The organism is Stappia sp. WLB 29, assembly GCF_023507705.1.
In the GTDB taxonomy this organism is placed as follows: domain Bacteria; phylum Pseudomonadota; class Alphaproteobacteria; order Rhizobiales; family Stappiaceae; genus Stappia.
The window spans coordinates 459,546-481,321 of sequence record NZ_JALBGD010000004.1 but is presented as its reverse complement, the minus strand read 5'-3'; the positions used below and the strand labels follow the sequence as shown (position 1 = coordinate 481,321).

Here is a 21,776-nt window from a genome sequence, read left to right as displayed (position 1 = left end):
AAGGGGGCAACGCGCAAGTCCCGTGCTCGCCGCCGCCCGGTCCGGGCGGCGGTGCAGGATTCAATCGCGGCGGTCAGCCGCGCAGGGTGCCGCCGGTCGCCTTTTCCACCGCGGCGCGGATCTTCGCGCCGACCGCGTCGATCTCCTCCTCGGTGAGGGTGCGCTCGCGCGGCTGCAGCGTCACGTCGATGGCCAGCGACTTGTGCCCCTCGGCAACGCCGGCACCGCGATAGACGTCGAACAGCACGACATCGCTGATCAATGTCTTCTCGGCGCCGCGCGCGGCCTTGAGGAGCCGGTCGGCGGTGACCGCCTCCTCGACCACGAAGGCGAAGTCGCGGCGCACCGGCATCAGGTCGGAGGCGGCGAAGGCGCCCTTGGAGCGGCCGGACTTGCCCTTGGGCAGCGGCACCGCATCGAGATAGACCTCGAAGACGGCGAGACGGCCGTCGAGATCGAACTTACGCGCGATGCGCGGGTGCAGCTCGCCGAAGCGGGCCAGCACCGTCTTCGGCCCGAGGCGCAGTTCGCCGGAGCGGCCCGGATGCAGCCAGGGGGCACTTTCGGAGAAAACCATCAGCTTGTCGACCGGCGCGCCGATGGCGGCCAGGACCGCCTCGGCATCGGCGCGGGCGTCGAACACGCCGACCTGCGGCGCATTGCCGGCCCAGTGGCGGTCGGCACCGGTCATCACCGCGGTGCCGCGGCGCAGGCCGGCGGCCACCATCGACTGGCCCTGCGGCGTGTCGTCGGCGAAGACCTGGCCGACCTCGAACAGGGCGACGTCCGGATAGCCGCGATCGGCATTGCGCTGCGCCGCCGTGGCCAGACCCGGCACCAGGCTGGGGCGCATGTCCGACATGTCGGCGGAAATCGGGTTGGCGAGACGCAGCACGGGCGAGCCGCCGCCGAAGGCTTCGGCCTGGTCCTGCGGGATGAAAGACCAGGTGACCGCTTCCTTCATCCCGCGCACGGCGAGCGCGCGGCGCGCCTGCGAGCGGCGGACCTGCGCCGGGGTGAGCATCTGGCGGGCGACGGTGGCCCCGCGCGGCAGCGGCGCCGAGGCGACCGACTCGAGGCCGACGATGCGCACCACTTCCTCGACGAGGTCGGCCTTGCCGTGGATGTCCGGGCGCCAGGACGGCGGGGCGACGCGCACGGTGTCTCCCGTGCCGGTGACCCAGAAGCCGAGGCGGGTGAGCACGCCCTTGATCTCGGCATCGGAGAGCTTGAGGCCGGAGAGGCGCTTCACCTCGGCGTAAGGAAACTCGATGCTGCGGCCGGTCTCCGGCACCTCGCCGGCGAGCTTCACTTCGCTCGGCGTGCCGCCGCACAGGTCCATGACCAGGCGGGTGGCAAGCTCGAGACCCGGCACGCAGAAGGCGGGATCGACGCCGCGCTCGAAACGGTAGCGGGCGTCGGTGTTGATGCCGAGCCGGCGGCCGGTGCGGGCGATGTTGGTCTCGTCCCACAGGGCCGATTCGATCAGGACATCGGTGGTCTCGTCGGTGCAGCCGGACAGCTCGCCGCCCATGATGCCGGCCAGCGATTCCAGGCCGTTGTCGTCGGCGATGACGCAGATGCTCTCGTCCACCTTGTAGGTGCGCCCGTCGAGCGCCAGCAGTTCCTCGCCGTCGCGGCCGCGCCGCACGACGAGGTCTCCCTTGACCTTGGCCGCATCGAAGACGTGCAGCGGGCGGCCCCGATCGAAGGTGATGTAGTTGGTGATGTCGACCAGCGCGTTGATCGGGCGCAGGCCGATGGCGCGCAGACGCTTCTGCATCCATTCCGGCGAGGGGCCGTTCTTGACGCCGCGCACCAGGCGCAGGGCGAAGGCCGGGCAGAGCGAGGGCGTGTCGCCGAACTCCAGCCGCACGTCGACCGGGCAAGGGCCCTCGCCCGGAACCTGGGCCGGGCGGTTTTCCTTCAGCTTGCCGAGGCCGACGGCGGCAAGATCGCGGGCGATGCCGGAAACGCCGGTGCAATCGGGGCGATTCGGCGTCAGGCCGATCTCGATGACCGGATCGTCGAGCCCGACATAGGCGGCGTAGGAGGTGCCGACCGGGGCGTCGTCGGGAAGGTCGATGATGCCGTCATGGGCCTCGGACAGTTCCAGCTCGCGCTCCGAGCACATCATGCCGAAGCTTTCGACATCGCGGATCTTGCCGACCGACAGGGTGACGTCGATGCCGGGCACATAATCGCCCGGACGGGCGAGCACGCCGACAAGGCCGGTGCGGGCATTGGGCGCGCCGCAGACGATCTGCAGCGGCGCCTTGCCGTCGCCGGCATCGACGGTGAGGACGCGCAGGCGGTCGGCATTGGGGTGCTGGCGGGCCTCCAGCACCTTGGCGATGGTGAAGGGCTTGAGGCGGTCGGCCGGGTTGGCGACATCCTCGACCTCCAGGCCGACGCGGGTCAGCGCCTCGACGATTTCGTCGAGGGTGGCGTCGGTCTCCAGATGTTCCTTCAGCCAGGACAGGGTGAACTTCATGAGCTTGGGTCTCTTCAGGTGTCGTGACGGGACCGGCGCGGCGGGGCTCCGCGCGCCGGTGCGGCTGCGTCAGTTCTGCGGCGTGAAGCGGTCGAGGTCCGGGACGATGGATGCGGCGCCGTAATTGTTGGCGAAGCGGATGCCGATCTCGTGCAGGCGGTCGGTCCAGCGGCGGATCGTCGCCTCGTCCAGCCTGCGGCCCGAGGCGATGGCGTGGGACGCCTCGACCTCCACCTGGTCGCGCAAGAGGCCGAGTTCGAGCATGGCCGCATCCTCGGCCCGGTACTTGTCGAGCCAGCCGAGGGTCAGGATCGCCACCATCACCAGCACGGCGGCGGCCGAGGCGACCGACGACCACTTGGCGATGCCGGAGATGCGGCGCTCGGAGGTGACCAGAACCATGGTCGCGATCGACAGGAAGGCGACGATGGCAACGGCTGTGAGGAAGCTCTCGTAATTGCTCTCCGCATTCACTTCCTGGCTGGCGCGCAGGGTGGTGATGCGGTCGCGCAGATAGAGCACCGTATCGGCCTGGGGGCCGAGCCCCTCGCGGAAATAGGCATCGCAATAGCGCAGCCGGCCGCGCTCTTGCGACTTGTCGGCGCAGGCCTCGACGAAGGAGGTCGGCTGCGCCGGCTGGGCGCCGGCAGGCACGGGGGCGAGAAGCCCCTGGACCAGGACGGCGAGCGCCAGCAGCGGCAGAAGCGCCGCGCGCAGGCGGGCGGAGAGAAACGAACGGGCGATCATCGCGACAGGCCTCCGAACAGGGTCGGCAGGTCGAGCGGGCGGAAGCCGTAATGCTCGATCCAGCGGACATCCGCGTCGAAGAAGGCGCGCAGGTCCGGCATGCCGTATTTCAGCATGGCGATGCGGTCGATGCCCATGCCCCAGGCGAAGCCCTGGTAGACGTCCGGGTCGAGGCCGCAATTGCGGATGACATTGGGATGGACCATGCCGCAGCCGAGGATTTCCAGCCAGTCGTTGCCCTCGCCGATCTTCACCTCGTTGCCCGAGCGGTCGCAGCCGATGTCGACCTCCATCGACGGCTCGGTGAAGGGAAAGTAGGAGGGACGGAAGCGCATGCGCACCTCGTCGACCTCGAAGAAGGCCTTGCAGAACTCCTCCAACACCCATTTCAGGTGGCCGATATGGCTCTCCTTGTCGATGACCAGGCCCTCGACCTGGTGGAACATCGGCGTGTGGGTCTGGTCGCTGTCGCAGCGATAGGTGCGGCCCGGGATGATCACCCGGATCGGCGGTTCTTGCGACATCATGGTGCGGATCTGCACCGGCGAGGTGTGGGTGCGCAGCAGCATGCGCTCGCCGTCCGCCTTTTCGGGCAGGAAGAACGTGTCGTGCATCTCGCGCGCCGGATGGTCGGGCGGGAAGTTCAACTGGGTGAAGTTGAGGTGGTCGGTCTCGATGTCCGGACCTTCGGCGATGGAAAAGCCCATGTCGGCGAAGATCGCAGTGAGCTCGTCGATCACCTGGCTGACCGGGTGGATGCGCCCGGTCTCGGCGGGAGCGGGACGCAGCGGCAGGGTGACGTCGACGCGCTCGGTCTCCAGCCGCGCGTCGAGGGCCGCGTCCTGCAGCAACTCGCGGCGGGCGGCGAGCGCATCGGCGACCCGGGTCTTGAGGCCGTTGATCGCCGGGCCCATCTCGCGCCGCTCGTCCGGCGACAGGGAGCCCAGGGTCTTCAGCTTCTCGGACACGGACCCTTTCTTGCCGAGGGCGGCGATGCGCACCTCTTCCAGCTCGGCCTCGTTCGACGCGGCGGCGATGGCGGCGAGGATCGCAGTTTCAAGGGATTGCAATTCGGACATGGCACCGTCGTGACTGGCAGCGCGCGGCCGGCATGCCGGCGCGGCACGTGAGAAGGGAGTTCGGCGGGTCTTTTACCAGACTTTCCGCCGCTTTCCAGCGGCAGGGCGAAGACCGGCAGAATGGCCGGGCGCGGAAGAAAGCCCGCAAGGCTCAGTACGGCAACTGCCTAAATCGACCGCAGGCCGGGCCCTGATGCATCGGGCGGGGCTGCAGGAGGCGCGAGCGCGGGGCAGGACGACGTCCGCCCGGCATCAAGGCGCGGCCGGCCGATGAGGGCCGGAACGTCGATGCCGCGTCAAGGACGGCCGGAGTGAAACCGAGAGCCACGTCTGGTCCTGCCGGGTTGCCGTTCGAAGGCTCTTTCCTTCGCAGATCGGCGGGCGGAAGGCAAGCACCGGAAGCGCGCCGAGGCACGCTTCCGGCGCCGGCTCCAGCAGCCTTGCAGCTCTCGCGGGGGAGGCTCGCGGCAGGAGACGAAGGGCGGGGTAAGCCCCGCCTGCGGACCTATTTGGTCAGGAGCAGCTTTTCGAACCGGGTGATCGACAGCCGGTAGACCATGTCCTTGTGGCGGATATGGACCTCGCGGGCGCCCTGGAACAGGGCCGAACTGTCCAGTTCCAGCGGTTCCTGCGAGATCTTCGCCGTTTTCGGCAGGGTCAGGGTGCGCTGCTGGGTACGTGGCCGGCGGTAGCCGGCCTGGGCCTGAGAGGCAGGGTTCGCGGACTGGGACATGATCGACTTGCTCCTTCGATCGCTTGGGCCCTGGACGAAAACGGCCGGAAACTCCGGTTCCTCCGTCCGTGGTTTGGAATAGCTCTAAACTTGCGAACCGTTCGCAAGAATATTCTTGACTGAAATACTCATGTTTTATAGGAAAGGCAATGTCCGTTTCGCCTCTCGCTGTGCCCGGAGACGGCAGACGGAGATCCAAGCGCCAGCCAGCACCCCGTCCACTCCCTCGACGGCCAGCAAGCCACGCTCTTGGCCAGCCGAATCGTGACCAAGCGTTTTCAACCTGTTTCGGGAGGGGCACGGCTCCATGTGCGCCAGGGATGACAAGCTGCGAAAGGCGATCGAGGATGCGGTCGCCGCGCATTCGGGACGCGCGCCGCTCGCCTGCGAGGAGATCGGCAGCGACGGCCCGGCCGCACGCAGGCGCATCGCGCTGTGGGAGCAGGCCGACAGCGTCCACTGTTCCATCGTCGGCACCTGCGCCAGCGTCGCCGACCTGCGCCGCACCGCCCGCAAGGTGGGCATCGAGGTTTCCCCCGACACGCCCGACTACGACGTGCACGGCCATTTCGTGCGCCTGTCGACCACCGACTGCGCCTTTTCCCGCGCCTTCCAGAAACTGCTCGACGGCCGCTTCGAGGGCGCGCTGCGCCGGGTCGGGCGGGCGCGCAGGGCGGCCGAGCTGGAAGCCCTGTGGCGCGACATGTGCGACCGGGGCCAGGTCGGGCCGGCCTACTGGGCCTTCATGACGCACCAGCACGTGCCGGGTCCCTTGCGCGCGCGCATCTTCGGCGAGGTGCACATGTGGTCGCACCTGGCCGGCGCCTCGTTCCGCCAGAAGAACGAGGAGGCGGCGACTCTGCGCGACCAGCTGCAGGAGGCCGAGGACCGGGCGCGGCGCGTGGAGACGGGCCTGCGCGAGGCGCTGGCCCAGCGCGACCGCGAGCTGATCGAGCTGCGCGCGACGCTGGCCAGGCTCAAGGCCGGACGGGCGGCGGACGAGGCGCGCGCGCCGGAGACGGCCGAGGCGGCACCGGATGCGGCCTCCCTGCGCCGCCGGCTCGACAAGGCCGGACGGGCCCTGCAATCGGCACGGGTGCGGGCGCGACAGGCGGAAGCGCGGCTGCGCGAGATCGGCGAGGAGACGCGGCGCCCCGCACCGCAGCAGATGCCCCGGCAGGGCGCGCAACCGGCTGCACAACAGGGCGCCCAGCAGGCGATCCGCATGCCGGCCGAGGCGGCGGCCCGGCCGAAGGCGATCCTCTATGTCGGCGGCATGCACGGCCACCGCGACCGGCTGCGCGGCATTGCCGAGGCCTTCAACACCACATTCGTCCATCACGACGGCGGGGTGGAGGACGCGCCGCAGCGCCTCGACCACCTGCTGCCGTCCGTCGACTGCGTCTTCTGCCCGGTCAATTGCGTCAGCCACGACGCCTGTCTGCGGGCCAAGAAGATCTGCCAGAAGCTCAACAAGCCTTTCGTGCCGCTGCGTAGCACAGGCCAGACCGCGTTCCGCAAGGCCCTACAGGACCTTGTCGGCGAGCGGTCGGCGGCACAGTTTGCCCTGCAGGGGCCGGTGTCAGAAGAGGGAGAGACTGCCTGATGTACATTGCCATGAACCGCTTTCGCGTGAAGTCCGGCAACGAGGAGGCCTTCGAGGAGGTGTGGCGCAATCGCGACCGGCATCTGGGCACGATGGACGGCTTCGTCGAGTTCCACCTGCTGAAAGGGCCGGACCGCGAGGACCACACGCTCTACGCCTCGCACACGATCTGGCGGGACAAGGACGCCTTCCTCGCCTGGACCAAGAGCCAGGCCTTCCGCGATGCCCACAAGGGCGCGGGCGACAACAAGCCGCTCTATCTCGGTCATCCGGAATTCGAGGGCTTCGAGACGGTGCTCGCCGAAAAGGCGTGAACCGACCGTCGACCGGCCCACAGGGGCACGTTTCAGGGGCAGGCGCCGCACGGGGCCTGCCCCGTTTCGTTTTTCCTCCTCGACGCGCCGCTGGCCCGCAGCGGGTGGCAAAGCCGGGCAAAAGATGCTTTAGCTCCCCCAAGAAAGACGGCCCGCGGCCCTTGCCTGGCCTTGCCAACCTGGCCCGGCCCCGGCCCATCGATACGGAGATGTCATGAAGATCGACGGCGTTGCCCACCGCTCCATCTGGCCGGCAGAGCATGGCCGGTCGGTGCACATCATCGACCAGACGCGGCTGCCGCACGATTTCGTCACTACAGAACTGGCAACGCCGGAAGCCGCCGCGACGGCGATCCGCGACATGTGGGTGCGCGGCGCGCCGCTGATCGGCGCCACCGCCGCCTATGGGCTGGCGATGGCGCTGGCGCGCGACCCGTCCGATGCGGGCCTGGCGCAGGCTGCCGCCATGCTGGCCGCGACCCGGCCGACGGCGATCAACCTGCGCTGGGCGCTGGATGCGGTGACCGCACGGGTGGCGCCGCTGCCCGAGAGCCAGCGCGCCGCCGCGGCCTGGGCGAAGGCTAGCGAGATCTGCGACGAGGATGTCGCCGTCAACCACGCCATCGGCCGGCACGGGCTGTCCCTGATCCGCGAGATCGCCGAGCGCAAGGCCCAGGGCAAGGGTGGGGGCGAGCCGGTCAACATCCTGACCCATTGCAATGCCGGGTGGCTGGCGACCGTCGACTGGGGCACGGCGACCTCGCCGATCTACCAGGCGCACGATGCCGGTATCCCCGTGCATGTGTGGGTGGACGAGACGCGGCCGCGCAACCAGGGCGCCGGGCTGACCGCCTGGGAGCTGGGCCGGCACGGGGTGTCGCACCGGCTGGTGGTCGACAATGCCGGCGGCCACCTGATGCAGCACGGGCTGGTCGACATGGTGATCGTCGGCACCGACCGCACCACGGCGACGGGCGATGTGTGCAACAAGATCGGCACCTATCTGAAGGCGCTCGCGGCCCACGACAACGGCGTGCCGTTCCATGTCGCCCTGCCCTCCTCGACCATCGACTGGACCGTCCGCGACGGCCTGCGCGAGATCCCCATCGAGGAGCGCTCGGGCCGCGAGGTGACGCATCTGACCGGCCTGACGGAAGACGGGCGCAGCGAGACCATCGCCATCACGCCGCCGACGACGGAGGCGACCAACCCGGCCTTCGACGTGACGCCGGCGCGGCTGGTGACGAGCCTGATCACCGAGCGCGGCATCTGCGCGGCGAGCGCGCAAGGTCTGGCGAGCCTCTTCCCGGAGCGCCGCGCCGCGTCCTGACGGCGCGGCGCTTGACGCCCCCTTGCGCATCGGGCCAGGGGCGGCGACACTGGCGGCAACGGCCCGGGATCCTCTCCCCCGGTCCCGCAACCCGCCCAGCACGCCCCTCTCCCGGGACACGCATCCGAATGAGCCAGATCCCCGTCTTCGACGGCCATAACGACACGCTGCTCAAGCTGGAGCTCGGCGCCGGTACCGCCCGCGAGCGCTCGTTCTTCGACCGCGCGGCGCGCGATCACATCGACCTGCCGCGCGCCCGCAAGGGGCGCTTCGCCGGCGGGCTCTTCGCCATCTACGTCCCCTCGCAGCTGGGAGACGCGCTGAAGGTGCGCTACGACCCGGACGATCCGGCGAACTTCGCCGAGGTCGCCCAGCCGGACGCGCTCGCCTTCACGCTGCGCATGTTCGCCCGCGCGTTGCGGCTGGAACGCGAGAGCGCCGGCGAGGTGGCGATCTGCCGCGATGCGGCCGAGATCCGCGCGGCGATGGCGGCCAAGAAGCTCGCCATGGTGATGCATGTGGAAGGGGCCGAGGCGATCGACGCCGACATGACCGCGCTGGAGGTGCTGCACGCCGCCGGCCTGCGCTCGCTCGGGCCGGTGTGGAGCCGGCCGAACATCTTCGGCGACGGGGTGCCGATGACCTGCCCCTCCTCCCCCGACACGGGGCCGGGTCTGACGGATGCGGGCAAGGAGCTGGTGCGCGCCTGCAACCGGCTGAAGATCATGGTCGACCTGTCGCACCTGACCGAAAAGGGCTTCTGGGACGTTGCCGCGATCACCGACCGGCCGCTGGTCGCCTCCCATTCCAACGCCCATGCGGTCTGCCCCTCGGCGCGCAACCTGACCGACCGGCAGCTCGACGCCATCGCCGAAAGCGGCGGCCTTGCCGGGCTCAACTTCCATGTCGCCTTCCTGCGGCCGGACGGGGCCAACATCTCCGACACGCCGCTGGAGGTGATGGTGCGGCACACCGACCACCTGCTGTCGCGGCTCGGCGAGGACGGGGTGGCGCTCGGCTCGGATTTCGACGGCTGCATGGTGCCGCGCGCCATCGGCGACGTGGCCGGCCTGCCGGTGCTGCTGCAGGCCTTCCGCGAGGCGGGCTACGGCGAGGAGCTGATCGAGAAGATCGCCTGGAAAAACTGGCTGTCGGTGCTGGAGCGGACCTGGAGCTGAGGGGCGGCGCTCACTCGGCGGCGAGCGGGCTTTCGGCGGCTATGCGCTCTTCCAGATATTGCGCAATGCTGGTGGCGACCGCATGCAGGCGGCGCAGCTCCGCCTCGCGGCGGGTGGCGGCCAGCACCTCGCACGGACTGCCGCTGCGCGCGCCGTTGCCGAAGCGTCCGGTCCCGCGCACGATGAAACGATAGGCGGCACCGTCCGGAGATTTCGGTGTGTGCAGGATGTCGCCGACATGCTGTTCGGCAAAGCGCAGGCTGTCGTTCAAGGTCGGCAAGGACTGGACAAAGGCAGACATGGCGCTCCCCGGAAAAACCTTGCGGCAGGTCGGGCCGGCCGCTGCTGAAATGGTTAACGAAACCTTGCTCCGATTCGCGGTGGAGTCCAAAGCCCGAATATCGGCGGGGAATGCAAGAGCCCCTGAGGCCCGTCCGCGTCCGTGATGCGGCGCGAGAAGGCCGGACGCGGCCCGGCCCGATTGACCGCGCCGGAAAGCGCTGCGCATGATCGCGCCATGACCGCCGAGACACGCCCCGACGCAGAGCCGCAGGACCCGCCGTTCACCCGGTTCCGCGCCGCGGTTCGTCGCCTTTATTTCGGCGTCTCGAAGACCTCCCGCCGGTGGCGAATCGGGCTTCTGACCTTCGACTTTCTTGCCATCTCCTATTTCTTCGCCTCGATCCTGTTCGGCCTCAACGGGACCGATCACCGGCTGGACTACATCATCGGCGCGGTGATGCTGGCGGACTACCTGCTGCGGCTGGCCGCCGCCAGCCGGCCGCTACGCGCCATGGGAAGCTTCATGGCGCTGGCCGATGCGGTGGTGATCGCCTCGCTGTTCGCCAGCGCCGTCGTGGAAGGGCTGGCGATGCTGCTGGTGCTGCGGCTGCTGCGGCTGCTGCGCTCCTACCACCTGATCCGCGAATTGCAGGGGCACATGCCCTTCTTCCGCCGCAACGAGCAGGTGATCCAGGCGCTGGTCAACCTGACGGTCTTCATCTTCGTCGTCTCGGCGGCGGTGCATGTGCTGGAAAAGGGCCGCAATCCGAACATCAACAGCTATCTGGATGCGCTCTACTACACGGTGTCGACACTGACGACGACCGGGTTCGGCGACATCACCATGACCGACGAGTACGGGCGGATGCTGACCATCCTCATCATGATCGTCGGCGTCGGGCTGTTCCTGCGGCTGGTGCAGACGATCTTCCGGCCGGTGAAAATCGCGCACAAATGCCCCGAATGCGGCCTGAGCCGGCACGATCCGGACGCGGTCCACTGCAAGCACTGCGGCATTTCGCTCAACATCCCGACCGAGGGCGACTGGCGCTGAACCAGCCGGAAAGCGTCATTTCCCGCGCCGGGGGTTGCCAGCGCGCAAGGCTCGGGCTTCAATCGGTCGCATGGCCAAGTCCCGGCGGGCGCGCGAGTTTTCCCCCCAAGGCATCCGCCCGCCCGCACTTGCCGGGGCGCATACCAGCGGAACGAGCAAGGGTCGCGGCGGCCCGGCCAGACCCGCGAAGGAGCCAGCATGATGGACTTTTCCGCAATCGACCTGGCGCGCTTCCAGTTCGCGTTCACCGTGTCGTTCCACATCATCTTCCCCTCCTTCACCATCGGTCTTGCCAGCTACCTGATGGTGCTGGAGGGCCTGTGGCTGGCGACGCGGCGCGAGGTCTATCTGCAGCTCTTCAAATACTGGCTGAAGATCTTCGCAGTCGCCTTCGGCATGGGCGTCGTCTCGGGCATCGTGATGACCTACCAGTTCGGCACCAACTGGTCGGTATTCTCCGACAAAACAGGCCCCGTGCTCGGCCCGCTGATGGGCTACGAGGTGCTGTCAGCCTTTTTCCTGGAGGCCGGCTTCCTCGGCATCATGCTGTTCGGCCTCAACCGGGTGGGGCCGCGGCTGCATTTCATGGCGACCGCGATGGTCGCCTTCGGCACGGCGCTGTCGGGCTTCTGGATCCTGTCGGTGAACAGCTGGATGCAGACGCCGGCCGGCTATGCGATCAACGAAGCCGGCCAGTTCATCCCCGAAAACTGGTTCGAGATCGTCTTCAACCCGTCCTTCCCCTATCGCCTCGTCCACATGATGCTGGCCGCCTACCTGACCACCGCTTTCGTGGTCGGCGCGGTCGGCGCCTGGCACCTGCTCAAGGAACGCGGCAACGAGGGCGCCAAGGTGATGCTGTCCATGGCGATGTGGATGGCCGCGCTCGTCACGCCGGTGCAGATCATGGCCGGCGACATGCACGGGCTGAACACGCTGGAGCACCAGCCGGCCAAGATCGCCGCGATGGAAGGCCATTTCGAAGGCGAGAACGGCGCGCCTTTGATCCTGTTCGGCATCCCCGACATGGAGGCGGCGGAGACGCATTACCGGGTCGAGGTGCCCAAGCTCGGCAGCCTGATCCTGACCCACTCGCTCGACGGGCGGGTGCCGGGGCTGAAGGACTTCCCGCGCGAGGACTGGCCGAACTCGACCATCGTCTTCTTCTCCTTCCGCATCATGGTCGGCATCGGCTTCCTGATGCTGGGCATCGGCGTGTGGAGCCTCTACCTGCGCTGGCGCGGACGGCTCGCCGACACGCCGCTGTTCCACCGCGCCGTGCTGGCGATGGGGCCGACCGGGTTCATCGCCGTGCTGGCGGGCTGGATCACCACCGAGGTCGGCCGCCAGCCCTATACGGTCTACGGATTGCTGCGCACCAGCGACAGCATCTCGCCGGTCGACGCACCGGCGGTGGCGACCTCGCTGCTGGTGTTCATCGTGGTCTATTTCATCGTCTTCGGCATCGGCACCGGCTACATCCTGAAAGCCATGGGCAAGCGGCCGGGCGGCGATGCGCAGGGGCCGGAAAAGGGCGAGCCGACCCGCGCGGCCGGTGTGACGCCAGCCCCTGCCTATGCAGACGAACCCAAGCCGGCGGAGTAGAGCCATGATCTTCGACCTCGCCCTGATCTGGGCCCTGCTGATCGCCACCGCCGTGTTCCTCTATGTGGTGCTCGACGGCTTCGACCTCGGCCTCGGCATCCTGTTCCCCACCGCCCGCTCCAAGGCCGAGCGCGACACGATGATGAATTCCGTCGCCCCGGTGTGGGACGGCAACGAGACCTGGCTGGTGCTGGGCGGAGGCGGGCTCTACGCGGTCTTCCCGCTGGCCTATGCGGTGCTGATGCCCGCCCTCTACGTGCCGATCATGGCGATGCTGTTCGGCCTGATCTTCCGCGGCGTCGTCTTCGAGTTCCGCTTCAAGGCGCTGCCCCATCGGCAATGGGTGTGGGACGTCGCCTTCTTCCTCGGCTCGCTGACGGCGGCGCTGGCGCAGGGCATCGCGCTCGGCGCCATCATCCAGGGCATCGACGTGGAGGGACGCGCCTATGCCGGCGGCTGGCTCGACTGGCTGACGCCGTTCTCACTGATGACCGGCCTTGCCGTGGTGATCGGCTATGCGCTGCTCGGCGCCACCTGGCTGGTGTGGAAATGCGAAGGGCCGATGCAGGAGCATTTCCGCGACAAGGCGAAGGTGCTCGGCGCCTTGCTGCTGGCGATGATCGCGGTGGTCAGCCTGTGGACGCCGGCGCTGCACCCGCAATTCGCCGCGCGCTGGTTCGAGTTCCCGCAGCTGTTCTACACGGCGCCGGTGCCGCTGCTGGTGCTGGGGCTGGCCGTGCTCCTGTTCTCCAGCCTGCGCTCGACCCGCGACGGCTTGCCGTTCCTGGCGAGCCTCGGGCTCTTCCTCGTCACCTTCGTGGGGCTCGGCGTCAGCCTGTTCCCCTATGTGGTGCCGACCTCCATCACCATCTGGCAGGCGGCCGCGCCCGACAGTTCGCTCCTGTTCCTGCTCGTCGGGGCGGTGGTGCTGATCCCGATGATCCTGGCCTATACCGGCTATGCCTACTGGGTGTTCCGCGGCAAGGTGCGGCCCGACGAGGGCTATCACTGATGACGCAGGACGGGTCCGAGCGGCCGCTCTACCAGCGGCTCGCCTGGTTCGCCGGGCTGTGGCTGGCGGGCGTGGCGACGCTGTTCGTGATCGCGAGCCTGATCCGCTGGGCGATTCTCTAGGGGCTCTCACCGAAGCGTGAGGGGAACCGGACAGCAGGCGCTTGCCGGGCGGGGGGATGCGGGCTCATGCTGGGGCCCGTCACGCATCCGACCTTCCCGAGAGCTGCCGATGTCTCATCCCGCCTCCGCCGCCCGCACCGTTCCGCCGCTCGCCGCCGCCATGCTCGCCGGGCTGTGGATGGCGTCGTCCCCGGCCCTTGCCGCCGGCAGCGCGCCCGGCTGCGGCAGCGACACGCCCTGCACCATCGCGGGGGGCGAATACCGCATCCTCCTGCCGCAAGGAGCGCCGCCGACGGGGGCGATCGTCTTCCTGCACGGCTGGCGCGGCTCGGCCGAGGCAGAGATGCGCAACACGGCCTGGGCACGGCTTGCCGATCGGCTGGGCGTCGCCTTCGTCGCCCCGCAAGGAGAGGGCGGCACCTGGTCCTATCCCGGCGCGCCGCGGCAGCTGCGCGACGAGTTCTCCTTTTTCCGGGCGCTGGCCGCCGATCTGAAGACCCGCTTCGGCATTTCCGGAGACCGGATGGTGCTGACCGGCTTCTCGATGGGCGGATCGATGGCCTGGAACGTCGCCTGCCGCGAGGGCGAGCTCTTCGCCGGCTATGTGGCGGTGGCCGGCGCCTTCTGGGACCCGGTACCGCAGGCCTGCCCCTCGCCCGTGCCGATGCTGGTGCATGTGCACGGCACGGCGGACCGGACGGTGCCGCTGGAGGGCCGGGCCATCGGCGAGCACTGGCGCCAGTCGGGCGTCGCCAAGAGCCTTGCCCTGTGGCAGCGGCAGGCGGGCCTGGCGCCCGACTTCCCGCAAGGCGCGCCGGCGCAGGGGCTCGCCTGTCAGCTGCAGGAGGCACGCGAGGGCCCCGGCCTGCTGGAAGTGTGCTTGCACTCGGGCGGGCACAGCATCCGCGCCGAATGGGTGGAACAGGGCTGGCAGCTGATCGCGCAGCGGCGCGGCTGGGCGGGCTGAGGCCGGACTCCGCACCGCCCCCAACCGACCCGATCTCAGCTCGTCGTCGCTGCCGGTTGCGCGGCGCGCGCCGCCGGGTTGCGGTCGCTCCTGGCCGAGCCTCCGTCGAAGGACTTCGGGCCCGGACCGGACTTTCCGGCAGGCGGGCGCCGCCAGGGCTGCTTCTTGTACCAGGACACGAGATAGGCGACGGCGATCAGGCCGGCAAAGCCGGCAATATTGGCCAGGAACTCGATGAGCGGATCGCCGCGGCCCCAGGCCATGTCGCGCGCGATGCCGATGGCCTGGGCCAGCATAAGGCTGGCGAGGAAGACGGCGAGCGACTGCTGGCCGACCTTCTGCACCACGTTGACGACGCGGCCCCAGAGATTTTGCGCAAGCAGCCGCGACCCGCCGGCGCCCACGGCCACCCAGGCGAGATAGGCGAGCGCCAGGAAATGCAGATAGCGGAAGGCGCCGAAGGTGGTCTTGTCCCACAAGGGCGCGATGGCCTCGCGAACGACGAGGAACTCCGGCACCTCGTTGTAGGCGACATGCCAGGCGAAGGGCACGGAGGCGAGGACGACGACCACCGACAGGGCGACGAGTGCCGCCGAGACCGGCGGGGCCGGGATCCAGCCGCGCATGAAGGCGAAGCCGGTGAAGAAGACGAGCTGCCAGGCGAAGGGATTGAAGAACCACGGCCGGTCGGACCAGGGCTCGCCCGGCAGGTCGAAAAGGCCCTGTCCGGCGGCGAGCCAAAGCCCCGCCATCAGCGCGAAGACCGCCCATCTCGACAGGCGCGAGGCGGCCAGCATCACCGGCATCAGGGCGAGGATGACGATGTACATCGGCAGGATGTCGAAATAGTTCGGCACATAGGTGAGCGTCAGCAGGCCGGGCAACGTGTCCTGCGTCTGCTCGAAGAAGGGCCACAGGTTGAGCGAGGCGACATAGTCCTGCGTCAGGCCGCAGCACTCGGCCAGGTAGCCGCTTTGCTGGATCCATACGAGGCCGGCTGCGATGACCAGGAATTGGCAGACATGGGCGAAATAGACCTGCCAGATCCGGTGGCCGGTGCGCGCAACGCCCATCAGCCAGCCGTGCTGGTCGAAGACCTTGCCGAAGGCGAGCGCCGAGGCCATGCCCGAGCAGAAGACGAAGATCTCCGTCGCATCGGAAAAGCCGAAGCGGGCCGGGATCCACAGCGTCCAGGTGTTTTCCGGCAGATGCGCCACGAAGATGATGAACATGCCGAGGCCGCGAAAGAAATCGAGCCTTGGATCGCGCGGACGCGGAGGGCTGAGGGTCGGCGAGGCATGCATGTTCACGAGCAGACGATCCTCTTGATGCCGCCGGCGAGCCTGCCTGCGGGGCGGTTCTTTCACCCGCCGATCATGGCCCAATAAGGGCAGAACTCCCCCAGGCATGCCTGCCTGCACCGAATTCGCGCGGTTTTGCCGTGCAGCTCACGCCGGAACGGCCCGCAAGGCCTCGTCCTGCATGAGCCGGGTCGCCAGGCGCATCCGCTCGGCGCGCTCGAGGCGGACTTCCGCGAAACGGTCGAGCCCGCCGCGAAGGGTAACGCGCTCGCGCAGCAACCGTTCCGCCTCCAGGCACAGGCCCGCGCGCAAGGCCGCCTCGATGGCCAGCCGCTCGAACACATCGCGTTGCGCGTGGCTGCCGCCGATGCGGAAGAGCTGCGGGCGGGCGCGGTCGAGATGACGGAAGGCGGAGAAGTAGTTGCCGCGCGCCCAGGCCTCCAGTCCGAGCACGGCGGGCATGCCGGCGGCGGCGGCGATGCGACCCATGTCGGTCTCCTCCCCGGCATGGGCGCCCATGGAGGCGATCAGCGCATCGGCGGCATCGCGCCGGTCGCCGCCTTCCAGCGACAGCATGTAGTGAAGATCGGCGAAGATGTTGCAGCGGTCGTCGACCCGCGCCTCGGCAAGGCGGGCGAGTTCGTCCCAGCGGCCGCCGACATTGACGCCCTCGATCTCCAGCCGCACCAGGAGCGAGGCGGCGTTGGAGATGTCGCGATAGTCGTCGGTGCGCTCGGCACGGATTTCCTCGTCGTAAAGCTCCAGCACGCGGGAGACGTCGCCGCGCTCCAGATACATCAGCGCCAGATGCCACCAGACGTGAAAGCGGAAATTGTTGCAGTGCGAAAAGGCGGCGGTATTGGCCTCCAGCCAGGCGCGCCCGTCCTCCACCCGCGCCGTCATGTCGTAGACATGGGCCACCGCATGCAGGCCCCAGGCATCGTCCGGCGCAAGGGCGACGGCCTCCCGGCCGACACGCTCGGCCAGGGCATAGTCGCCCGTCTCCTCCAGCGCGAAGGCCTGGCAGCCGAGAAAATAGCCGCGCTCGGGATGATCGGGCGCGAAGGCATGCTCCACGCCGGCCAGCGAGCGGCGCATGCCGGCGGCATCGCCCAGCACGAAGCGGATGGCGTGAACGAGCTTCATCAGGAGCGGATCGGCCGGGTGGTCGGCAAGGGCCGCGTCCAGCCGGGCGCCCGCGCGGGCAGGATGGCCGGCAAGCCAATCGCCCAGCGCATTGACCACGGCCGCCTCGCGCGGGCTCACCCCGACGGCGGCAGCGGCAGTGCGTGCCCTCTCCAGGTCTTCGGCGGCGACGGCGACCATTTCGCGCCGGCCGAGCAGCATGCAGAAGAGGCCGTGGACGGCGTGGCAGAACGCGAAGTCGGGCGCAAGGCGCAGCGTCTCGGCAACGAGGTCCGGCGTTGCGCGGCCATGGGCGAGGAAGGCGCGCACCGCCCCGCGCCAGGGCTGCAATGCCCCGGCATCGGACAAGGTGAGCGGGTAGCCATAGGCGTCGGTAATCGTCATCTCGTCGCATCCTGCCGGCGGCCTTGCAGCCGCCTGCCGCGGACCGGCGAAGAGGAGCCGGGCAGCGGACGTGGGTCCTGTCAGCCCCCGAAGTTTCCCGCCGGCTCCGATGACAAGCAAAACACAAAAGCTTGCGGCCGGCGTGTACTCCGCTCCCCGATCAAGGGGTGTATCTTCCAAAGACGGCGAAACCGGGAAACCGGATTTGCGCGGCTGCGGCCGGCCGAGGAACGCGGTACCTTTCGCAACAGGCCGCGCCCGCGCTAGATGAGTGACCATGACAAGCCTTGCCCAAACCCTCTCAGGCCCCAACCGCAACGTGCTGGCGATTTCGCTCGCCGGCCTTGCAACCGTTGCGGTCCTTGCCGCCAACACAGGCGGCTGGCGGCTCGGTGCCGCCGTCGTGATCGGCGGCTTCGCCGGTCTTGCGCTCTATCATGCCAGCTTCGGCTTCACTGCAGCCTGGCGCCGGCTGGTGACGGAAAAGCGCGGCGGCGGATTGCGCGCGCAGTTCCTGCTGATCCTGCTGACCTCGGCCGTCTCCTTCCCGCTGATCGCCTGGGGTGCCGCCTTCGGCATGCCGACCGGCGGCTTCGTGTTTCCCTTCGGTATCGCCGCGGCCCTCGGCGCCTTCGCCTTCGGCATCGGCATGCAGCTCGGCGGCGGCTGCGCCTCCGGCACGCTGTTCACCGCCGGAGGCGGCTCGACCCGAATGATGGTGACGCTGGCCGCCTTCATCGCCGGCTCGGTCGCCGCGACCCCGCACATGCACCTGTGGGGCCAGCTCCCCACCCTGCCGGCGGTCTCGCTGGTGAGCGAGTTCGGCCCGCTCGGCGCCTATGCCGCGACCGCCGCCGTGCTGGCGCTGATCGCACTGTGGAGCGTGCGGATGGAAAAGCGCGCCCATGGCAGCCTTGCCGAGCCGCGTGCCACGGTGTCCTACCTGACCGGCCCCTGGTCGCTGGTAGCCGGCGCCGTCGCCATCGCGCTGGTCGGCATCGCCACCTTCATCGTGCTCGGCCGCCCCTGGGGCATCACATCGGGCTTTGCGCTGTGGGGCGCCAAGATCCTGCAAGGCCTGGGCGTCACCGTCACCGACTGGCCCTACTGGCAGTGGCAGCAGAGCGCGCTGGAGGCCTCGGTCTTCGCCGACGCCACCTCGGTGATGAATTTCGGCATCCTGTTCGGTGCGATGGCAGCGGCAGCGCTCGCCAGCAAATACGCACCGGTGTGGAAGCTGTCCGGCCGCGACCTTGCGACCGCGATCCTCGGCGGCCTCTTGATGGGCTACGGCGCAAGGCTCGCCTATGGCTGCAACATCGGCGCCTATCTCGGCGGCATCGCCTCCGGCTCGCTGCACGGCTGGCTGTGGCTGGTCTTCGGCTTCATGGGCAGCCTGGTCGGCACGCGCCTGCGTCTGAAGCTCGGCATGGGCTGAGACGGACGGCGGCGAGCAGAAACGCCCGCCGCCCCCTCTTTCTTCACGTCAGAACTTGCCGTCATAGGCGCGCCGGCCGATGCGGCAGGCGAGCAGGGTATAAGTGTCGCGGGAGAGCGCCGCCTGCGCCTCGCGGGCGAGCGTTTCGGCATCGTCCACCCAGACGCCATGGCCGCCGAGCGCTCGGGCAAGGGCCGGAAAGTCCGTGCCGGCAAAGTCGACGCCGACATTGGGGCGCTGGCTTGCGCGCTGCTTCAGCTCGATGAGCGCAAGGCTTTCGTCGACCAGCACGCAGACGAGGACCGGAAGGCGCAGGTCCCGCAAGGTGGCGAGTTCGCCGAGCCCCATCTCCAACCCCGCATCGCCGACGAAGACGACGACCGGACGCTCCGGCTCGGCGATGGCATGTCCGATGCCGAGCGGCAGGGCGCAGGCCATGGTGCACAGGGCCGAGGACTGCAGCATGGCGCGCGGGAAGCCGGCCCGCCAGATCTGCGAGACCAGAATGCGATGGGCGCCGCTGTCGGCGGTCGCCACCGTCTGCGCCGGCAGAACATCGCGCAGGGTATGGAAGACCGCGGCCGGCCCCCAGCCCGAAGGCTCGGCCGCGAACTGGGCGGCGAGCGCTGTGCGGGCCGCCGCGATCTCCCCGCCCGGCCAGGTGGCGCGCGGCGCGATTCCCTGCCCCAGAGCGGCAAGCGCCGGCGCAACCCCGCAGGGCAGGAGATGGCGGACGGCATGCATGCCGTGCCGGCGCGGGCTGGCTGCGATTTCCACCACCGGCGCATCGGCCGGCCAGGGGTTTCGCCAGTTGATGCGCATCTCGATCGGGTCGTAGCCGAGGAGCAGGATGCAGTCGGAGGCCGCCAGCAGCGGCAGCAGATGCGCGTCGGCGCGCGGCGAGAGGCCCGCACCGCCCAGCGCCAGCGGATCGCTCTCGTCGAGCAGGCCCTTGGCCTTGTAGCTGGTGACGAGCGGCACGTTGTGCGCCCGGCAGAAGTCGGCGACGGCCGCGCCCGCATGCTCGTTGACCGCGTCGACACCGGCAATGGCGATGGGACGCTCGGCGCGCGCAAGCAGCGCGCGCGCCGCCTCCAGAGAAGGCCCCGTGGGGAAAAGATCGCGCGGCACGACGCGCGGCGGCAGGGAGGCCAGCTGCTCCCCGCAGGCCCCTTCCGCAATGCCGATGGGCACATCGACATGGACCGGGCCGGGCTGGCCGTCCAGCGCGGTGAGGATCGCCTTGTCCATCATCGCCCCCAGCGCGCCGGGGGCGGCGCGGAAGCTCGCCTTGACCACGGGGCGCAGCAGGGCGCCGTGGTCAAAGACCTGGTGGGTGTAGGTTTCCGCCTCGCGGGCATCGACGCAGCCGGTCAGGAAGACGAGCGGCACCCGGTCCTGCAGCGCGTTGGCGACCACGTTGACCGCGTTGGCAACCCCGGGCCCGAGCGTGGCGAGCAGGACGGCGGGAGCATCGCGCCCGGCGCGGGCCTGCGCATGCCAGACGCCCTCGCCCATGAAGCCGCCGGCATTCTCGTGCTTGACCAGTTGGAAGGCGATGCCCGCCTCCTCCAGCGCGCCCATCAGGGCCAGAACCTCGCCGCCCGGCATGCCGAAGGCATGGGTGCAGCCGGCCTGCCGCAGCTTTGCGGCGATGAAGTCCGCTCCCGTCCCGCTCATTCCGCCTCCGCCAGTGCGATGGCGCCGCTTGCCGCGAGCGCCCGGATGCCAGTGTCGTCCTCGCCGAGCCATTCGGCCAGCACCTCGCTGCCGCCCTCGCCGAGGCGCGGCGGGGCATGGCGATAGGTGACGGGGGTGCGCGAGAGCTTCAGCGGGTTGCCGATCAGCGCGACGTGGCCGTCGGGGCCGAGCGGGTGCTCCATCTCGATGCGCATGCCGCGGTGGACGGCCTGCGGATCGGCGAAGACCTCGCCGACATCGTTGATCGGGCCGCAGGGCACGCCGACCGCCTCCAGCGCGGCGATCCAGTCGGCGCGGTCGCGCGTCGCCGTCAGCCGCTCGACCTCCGGCTCCAGCTCCAGCCGGTTGCGCACCCGGTCGGCGTTGCGGGCAAAGCGCGGGTCGCGGGCGAGCTCCGGCCTGCCTGCCACCTCGCAGAAGCGGGCGAATTGCGCATCGTTGCCGACGGCGAGGATGAAGGACCCGTCGCGGGCCGGATAGGCGTTGTAAGGCACGATGGTGGGATGGGCGTTGCCCCGGCGCGGCGGCACGTTGCCGTCGGTGAGACAGGCGACGCCCTGGTTGATCAGCCAGGCGACCTGGGTGTCGAACAGGGCGATGTCGAGATACTGGCCCTCGCCGGTGGCATTGCGGTGATGCAGCGCGGCGAGAATGGCGCTGGAGGCATACATGCCGCACATGACGTCGGCGATGCCGACGCCGGCCTTGGTCGGCTCGCCGCCCTCCGCGTCCGGACGGCCGGTGAGCGACATCAGCCCGCCCATGCCCTGGATGAGAAAGTCGTAGCCGGCCCGGTGGGCATAGGGCCCGTCCTGACCGAAGCCGGAGATCGAGCAATAGACGAGGCCGGGATTTTCCGCCGACAGCGCCTCGTAGCCGAGCCCGCGGCGGGCAAGGTCGCCGACCTTGAAATTCTCCACCAGCACATCTGCCCGGCGCGCCAGCCGGCGCACCAGGGCCACGCCCGGCTCGCTCGACAGGTCGACGGCGAGCGAACGCTTGTTGCGGTTGGAGGAGAGGTAATAGGCGCTTTCGCGGGTCTCGTTGCCGTCCGCATCGCGCAGGAAGGGCGGCCCCCAGCCGCGGGTGTCGTCGCCGCTGCCCGGCCGCTCGACCTTGACCACATCGGCCCCGAGATCGCCGAGCAGCTGGGTGGCGGTGGGGCCGGCGAGGATGCGCGACAGGTCGAGCACCTTCACCCCGTAAAGCGGTCCCCTGCCGCCGGAAACCGGGGCGGCAGGAGGAGAAGAGGTATCGGAGGACGTCATTTCACCTCGTGACAG

19 protein-coding genes are annotated in these 21,776 nt (G+C 69.4%); 10 read left to right on the top strand and 9 right to left on the bottom strand.

The annotated features are described in order from the left end of the window. Positions 1-73: 73 nt before the first annotated feature. The 4 genes from pheT to hemP all read right to left on the bottom strand — a co-directional run bounded on the left by pheT (position 74) and on the right by hemP (position 5,053). Positions 74-2,494 carry a phenylalanine--tRNA ligase subunit beta gene (pheT, locus tag MNI96_RS10935; RefSeq protein WP_249692957.1) on the bottom strand — a complete coding sequence of 807 codons (2,421 nt, stop codon included), beginning with the start codon at positions 2,492-2,494 and terminating at the stop codon, positions 74-76. A 69-nt stretch (positions 2,495-2,563) separates the two neighbouring features. Continuing rightward, complete coding sequence (locus MNI96_RS10930) at positions 2,564-3,241, bottom strand: phenylalanyl-tRNA synthetase subunit alpha (RefSeq protein ID WP_249692955.1); 678 nt, start codon at positions 3,239-3,241, stop codon at positions 2,564-2,566. Continuing rightward, the gene (gene pheS / locus MNI96_RS10925; protein WP_249692954.1) at positions 3,238-4,320 is read right to left on the bottom strand and encodes a phenylalanine--tRNA ligase subunit alpha; all 1,083 of its coding nucleotides are present in this window, start codon (positions 4,318-4,320) and stop codon (positions 3,238-3,240) included. Before pheS ends, MNI96_RS10930 begins: the two co-directional genes overlap by 4 nt. A 505-nt stretch (positions 4,321-4,825) precedes the next feature. Beyond that, the gene (gene hemP, locus MNI96_RS10920) at positions 4,826-5,053 is read right to left on the bottom strand and encodes a hemin uptake protein HemP (RefSeq protein WP_249692951.1); all 228 of its coding nucleotides are present in this window, start codon (positions 5,051-5,053) and stop codon (positions 4,826-4,828) included. A 307-nt stretch (positions 5,054-5,360) separates the two neighbouring features. Here hemP and MNI96_RS10915 point away from each other — a divergent pair, with 307 nt between their 5' ends. The 4 genes from MNI96_RS10915 (at position 5,361) to MNI96_RS10900 (ending at position 9,481) form a co-directional block, all read left to right on the top strand. Further along, positions 5,361-6,659, top strand: a complete 1,299-nt coding sequence (locus MNI96_RS10915) for a DUF2325 domain-containing protein (RefSeq protein WP_249692949.1) — start codon at positions 5,361-5,363, stop codon at positions 6,657-6,659. Further along, complete coding sequence (gene hmuQ, locus MNI96_RS10910; RefSeq protein ID WP_097175814.1) at positions 6,659-6,973, top strand: heme-degrading protein HmuQ; 315 nt, start codon at positions 6,659-6,661, stop codon at positions 6,971-6,973. Before MNI96_RS10915 ends, hmuQ begins: the two co-directional genes overlap by 1 nt. A 214-nt stretch (positions 6,974-7,187) precedes the next feature. Beyond that, positions 7,188-8,303: an S-methyl-5-thioribose-1-phosphate isomerase gene (mtnA, locus tag MNI96_RS10905; protein WP_249692948.1), complete on the top strand. Its 1,116-nt coding sequence runs from the start codon at positions 7,188-7,190 to the stop codon at positions 8,301-8,303. 128 nt (positions 8,304-8,431) lie between these two features. Further along, complete coding sequence (locus tag MNI96_RS10900; protein ID WP_249692947.1) at positions 8,432-9,481, top strand: dipeptidase; 1,050 nt, start codon at positions 8,432-8,434, stop codon at positions 9,479-9,481. Positions 9,482-9,491: 10 nt separating this feature from the next. Here the strand turns inward: MNI96_RS10900 and MNI96_RS10895 are convergent, their stop codons facing one another. Further along, complete coding sequence (locus MNI96_RS10895) at positions 9,492-9,782, bottom strand: hypothetical protein (RefSeq protein WP_067223802.1); 291 nt, start codon at positions 9,780-9,782, stop codon at positions 9,492-9,494. A 216-nt stretch (positions 9,783-9,998) separates the two neighbouring features. On the opposite strand from MNI96_RS10895, the gene MNI96_RS10890 reads away from it, so the two are divergent. The 5 genes from MNI96_RS10890 (at position 9,999) to MNI96_RS10870 (ending at position 14,523) form a co-directional block, all read left to right on the top strand. Next, a complete protein-coding gene (locus MNI96_RS10890) occupies positions 9,999-10,817 on the top strand; it encodes a potassium channel family protein (RefSeq protein WP_249692946.1) in 819 nt (272 codons plus the stop codon). A gap of 198 nt (positions 10,818-11,015) precedes the next feature. Then, entirely contained in the window at positions 11,016-12,422 is a 1,407-nt protein-coding gene (locus tag MNI96_RS10885) for a cytochrome ubiquinol oxidase subunit I (RefSeq protein ID WP_249692945.1), read from the top strand. 4 nt (positions 12,423-12,426) lie between these two features. After that, complete coding sequence (gene cydB, locus MNI96_RS10880; protein WP_249692944.1) at positions 12,427-13,434, top strand: cytochrome d ubiquinol oxidase subunit II; 1,008 nt, start codon at positions 12,427-12,429, stop codon at positions 13,432-13,434. After that, positions 13,434-13,556, top strand: a complete 123-nt coding sequence (locus tag MNI96_RS10875) for a DUF2474 family protein (protein WP_249692943.1) — start codon at positions 13,434-13,436, stop codon at positions 13,554-13,556. Before cydB ends, MNI96_RS10875 begins: the two co-directional genes overlap by 1 nt. 109 nt (positions 13,557-13,665) lie before the next feature. Further along, entirely contained in the window at positions 13,666-14,523 is an 858-nt protein-coding gene (locus MNI96_RS10870; RefSeq protein WP_249692942.1) for a CE1 family esterase, read from the top strand. 35 nt (positions 14,524-14,558) lie between these two features. Here the strand turns inward: MNI96_RS10870 and MNI96_RS10865 are convergent, their stop codons facing one another. Both MNI96_RS10865 and MNI96_RS10860 read right to left on the bottom strand, forming a co-directional pair. After that, the gene (locus MNI96_RS10865; RefSeq protein ID WP_283776445.1) at positions 14,559-15,827 is read right to left on the bottom strand and encodes an OpgC family protein; all 1,269 of its coding nucleotides are present in this window, start codon (positions 15,825-15,827) and stop codon (positions 14,559-14,561) included. Between the two features lie 144 nt (positions 15,828-15,971). Next, positions 15,972-17,354, bottom strand: coding sequence for a tetratricopeptide repeat protein (locus MNI96_RS10860; protein WP_249692941.1), 1,383 nt, complete (start codon positions 17,352-17,354; stop codon positions 15,972-15,974). A 277-nt stretch (positions 17,355-17,631) separates the two neighbouring features. On the opposite strand from MNI96_RS10860, the gene MNI96_RS10855 reads away from it, so the two are divergent. Further along, positions 17,632-18,792, top strand: a complete 1,161-nt coding sequence (locus tag MNI96_RS10855) for a YeeE/YedE family protein (protein ID WP_249692940.1) — start codon at positions 17,632-17,634, stop codon at positions 18,790-18,792. A gap of 48 nt (positions 18,793-18,840) precedes the next feature. Here the strand turns inward: MNI96_RS10855 and MNI96_RS10850 are convergent, their stop codons facing one another. Then, complete coding sequence (locus MNI96_RS10850; protein ID WP_249692938.1) at positions 18,841-20,472, bottom strand: thiamine pyrophosphate-binding protein; 1,632 nt, start codon at positions 20,470-20,472, stop codon at positions 18,841-18,843. Continuing rightward, positions 20,469-21,761 (bottom strand): CaiB/BaiF CoA transferase family protein, encoded by a 1,293-nt coding sequence (locus MNI96_RS10845; RefSeq protein WP_249692935.1) that lies wholly within the window; start codon positions 21,759-21,761, stop codon positions 20,469-20,471. The genes MNI96_RS10850 and MNI96_RS10845 overlap by 4 nt, the downstream gene beginning before the upstream one ends. Positions 21,762-21,776 lie beyond the last annotated feature (15 nt).

What these genes read in the sequence shown, in the direction of transcription:
- hmuQ (WP_097175814.1), top strand. Translation starts at nt 6,659, where the DNA reads ATGTACATTGCCATGAACCGCTTTCGCGTGAAGTCCGGCAACGAGGAG.
- MNI96_RS10850 (WP_249692938.1), bottom strand. Translation starts at nt 20,472, where the DNA reads ATGAGCGGGACGGGAGCGGACTTCATCGCCGCAAAGCTGCGGCAGGCC.
- pheS (WP_249692954.1), bottom strand. Translation starts at nt 4,320, where the DNA reads ATGTCCGAATTGCAATCCCTTGAAACTGCGATCCTCGCCGCCATCGCC.
- MNI96_RS10860 (WP_249692941.1), bottom strand. Translation starts at nt 17,354, where the DNA reads ATGACGATTACCGACGCCTATGGCTACCCGCTCACCTTGTCCGATGCC.
- MNI96_RS10875 (WP_249692943.1), top strand. Translation starts at nt 13,434, where the DNA reads ATGACGCAGGACGGGTCCGAGCGGCCGCTCTACCAGCGGCTCGCCTGG.
- MNI96_RS10870 (WP_249692942.1), top strand. Translation starts at nt 13,666, where the DNA reads ATGTCTCATCCCGCCTCCGCCGCCCGCACCGTTCCGCCGCTCGCCGCC.
- hemP (WP_249692951.1), bottom strand. Translation starts at nt 5,053, where the DNA reads ATGTCCCAGTCCGCGAACCCTGCCTCTCAGGCCCAGGCCGGCTACCGC.
- MNI96_RS10890 (WP_249692946.1), top strand. Translation starts at nt 9,999, where the DNA reads ATGACCGCCGAGACACGCCCCGACGCAGAGCCGCAGGACCCGCCGTTC.
- MNI96_RS10930 (WP_249692955.1), bottom strand. Translation starts at nt 3,241, where the DNA reads ATGATCGCCCGTTCGTTTCTCTCCGCCCGCCTGCGCGCGGCGCTTCTG.
- pheT (WP_249692957.1), bottom strand. Translation starts at nt 2,494, where the DNA reads ATGAAGTTCACCCTGTCCTGGCTGAAGGAACATCTGGAGACCGACGCC.
- MNI96_RS10845 (WP_249692935.1), bottom strand. Translation starts at nt 21,761, where the DNA reads ATGACGTCCTCCGATACCTCTTCTCCTCCTGCCGCCCCGGTTTCCGGC.
- MNI96_RS10895 (WP_067223802.1), bottom strand. Translation starts at nt 9,782, where the DNA reads ATGTCTGCCTTTGTCCAGTCCTTGCCGACCTTGAACGACAGCCTGCGC.
- MNI96_RS10855 (WP_249692940.1), top strand. Translation starts at nt 17,632, where the DNA reads ATGACAAGCCTTGCCCAAACCCTCTCAGGCCCCAACCGCAACGTGCTG.
- MNI96_RS10885 (WP_249692945.1), top strand. Translation starts at nt 11,016, where the DNA reads ATGATGGACTTTTCCGCAATCGACCTGGCGCGCTTCCAGTTCGCGTTC.
- MNI96_RS10915 (WP_249692949.1), top strand. Translation starts at nt 5,361, where the DNA reads ATGTGCGCCAGGGATGACAAGCTGCGAAAGGCGATCGAGGATGCGGTC.
- mtnA (WP_249692948.1), top strand. Translation starts at nt 7,188, where the DNA reads ATGAAGATCGACGGCGTTGCCCACCGCTCCATCTGGCCGGCAGAGCAT.
- MNI96_RS10865 (WP_283776445.1), bottom strand. Translation starts at nt 15,827, where the DNA reads ATGCATGCCTCGCCGACCCTCAGCCCTCCGCGTCCGCGCGATCCAAGG.
- MNI96_RS10900 (WP_249692947.1), top strand. Translation starts at nt 8,432, where the DNA reads ATGAGCCAGATCCCCGTCTTCGACGGCCATAACGACACGCTGCTCAAG.
- cydB (WP_249692944.1), top strand. Translation starts at nt 12,427, where the DNA reads ATGATCTTCGACCTCGCCCTGATCTGGGCCCTGCTGATCGCCACCGCC.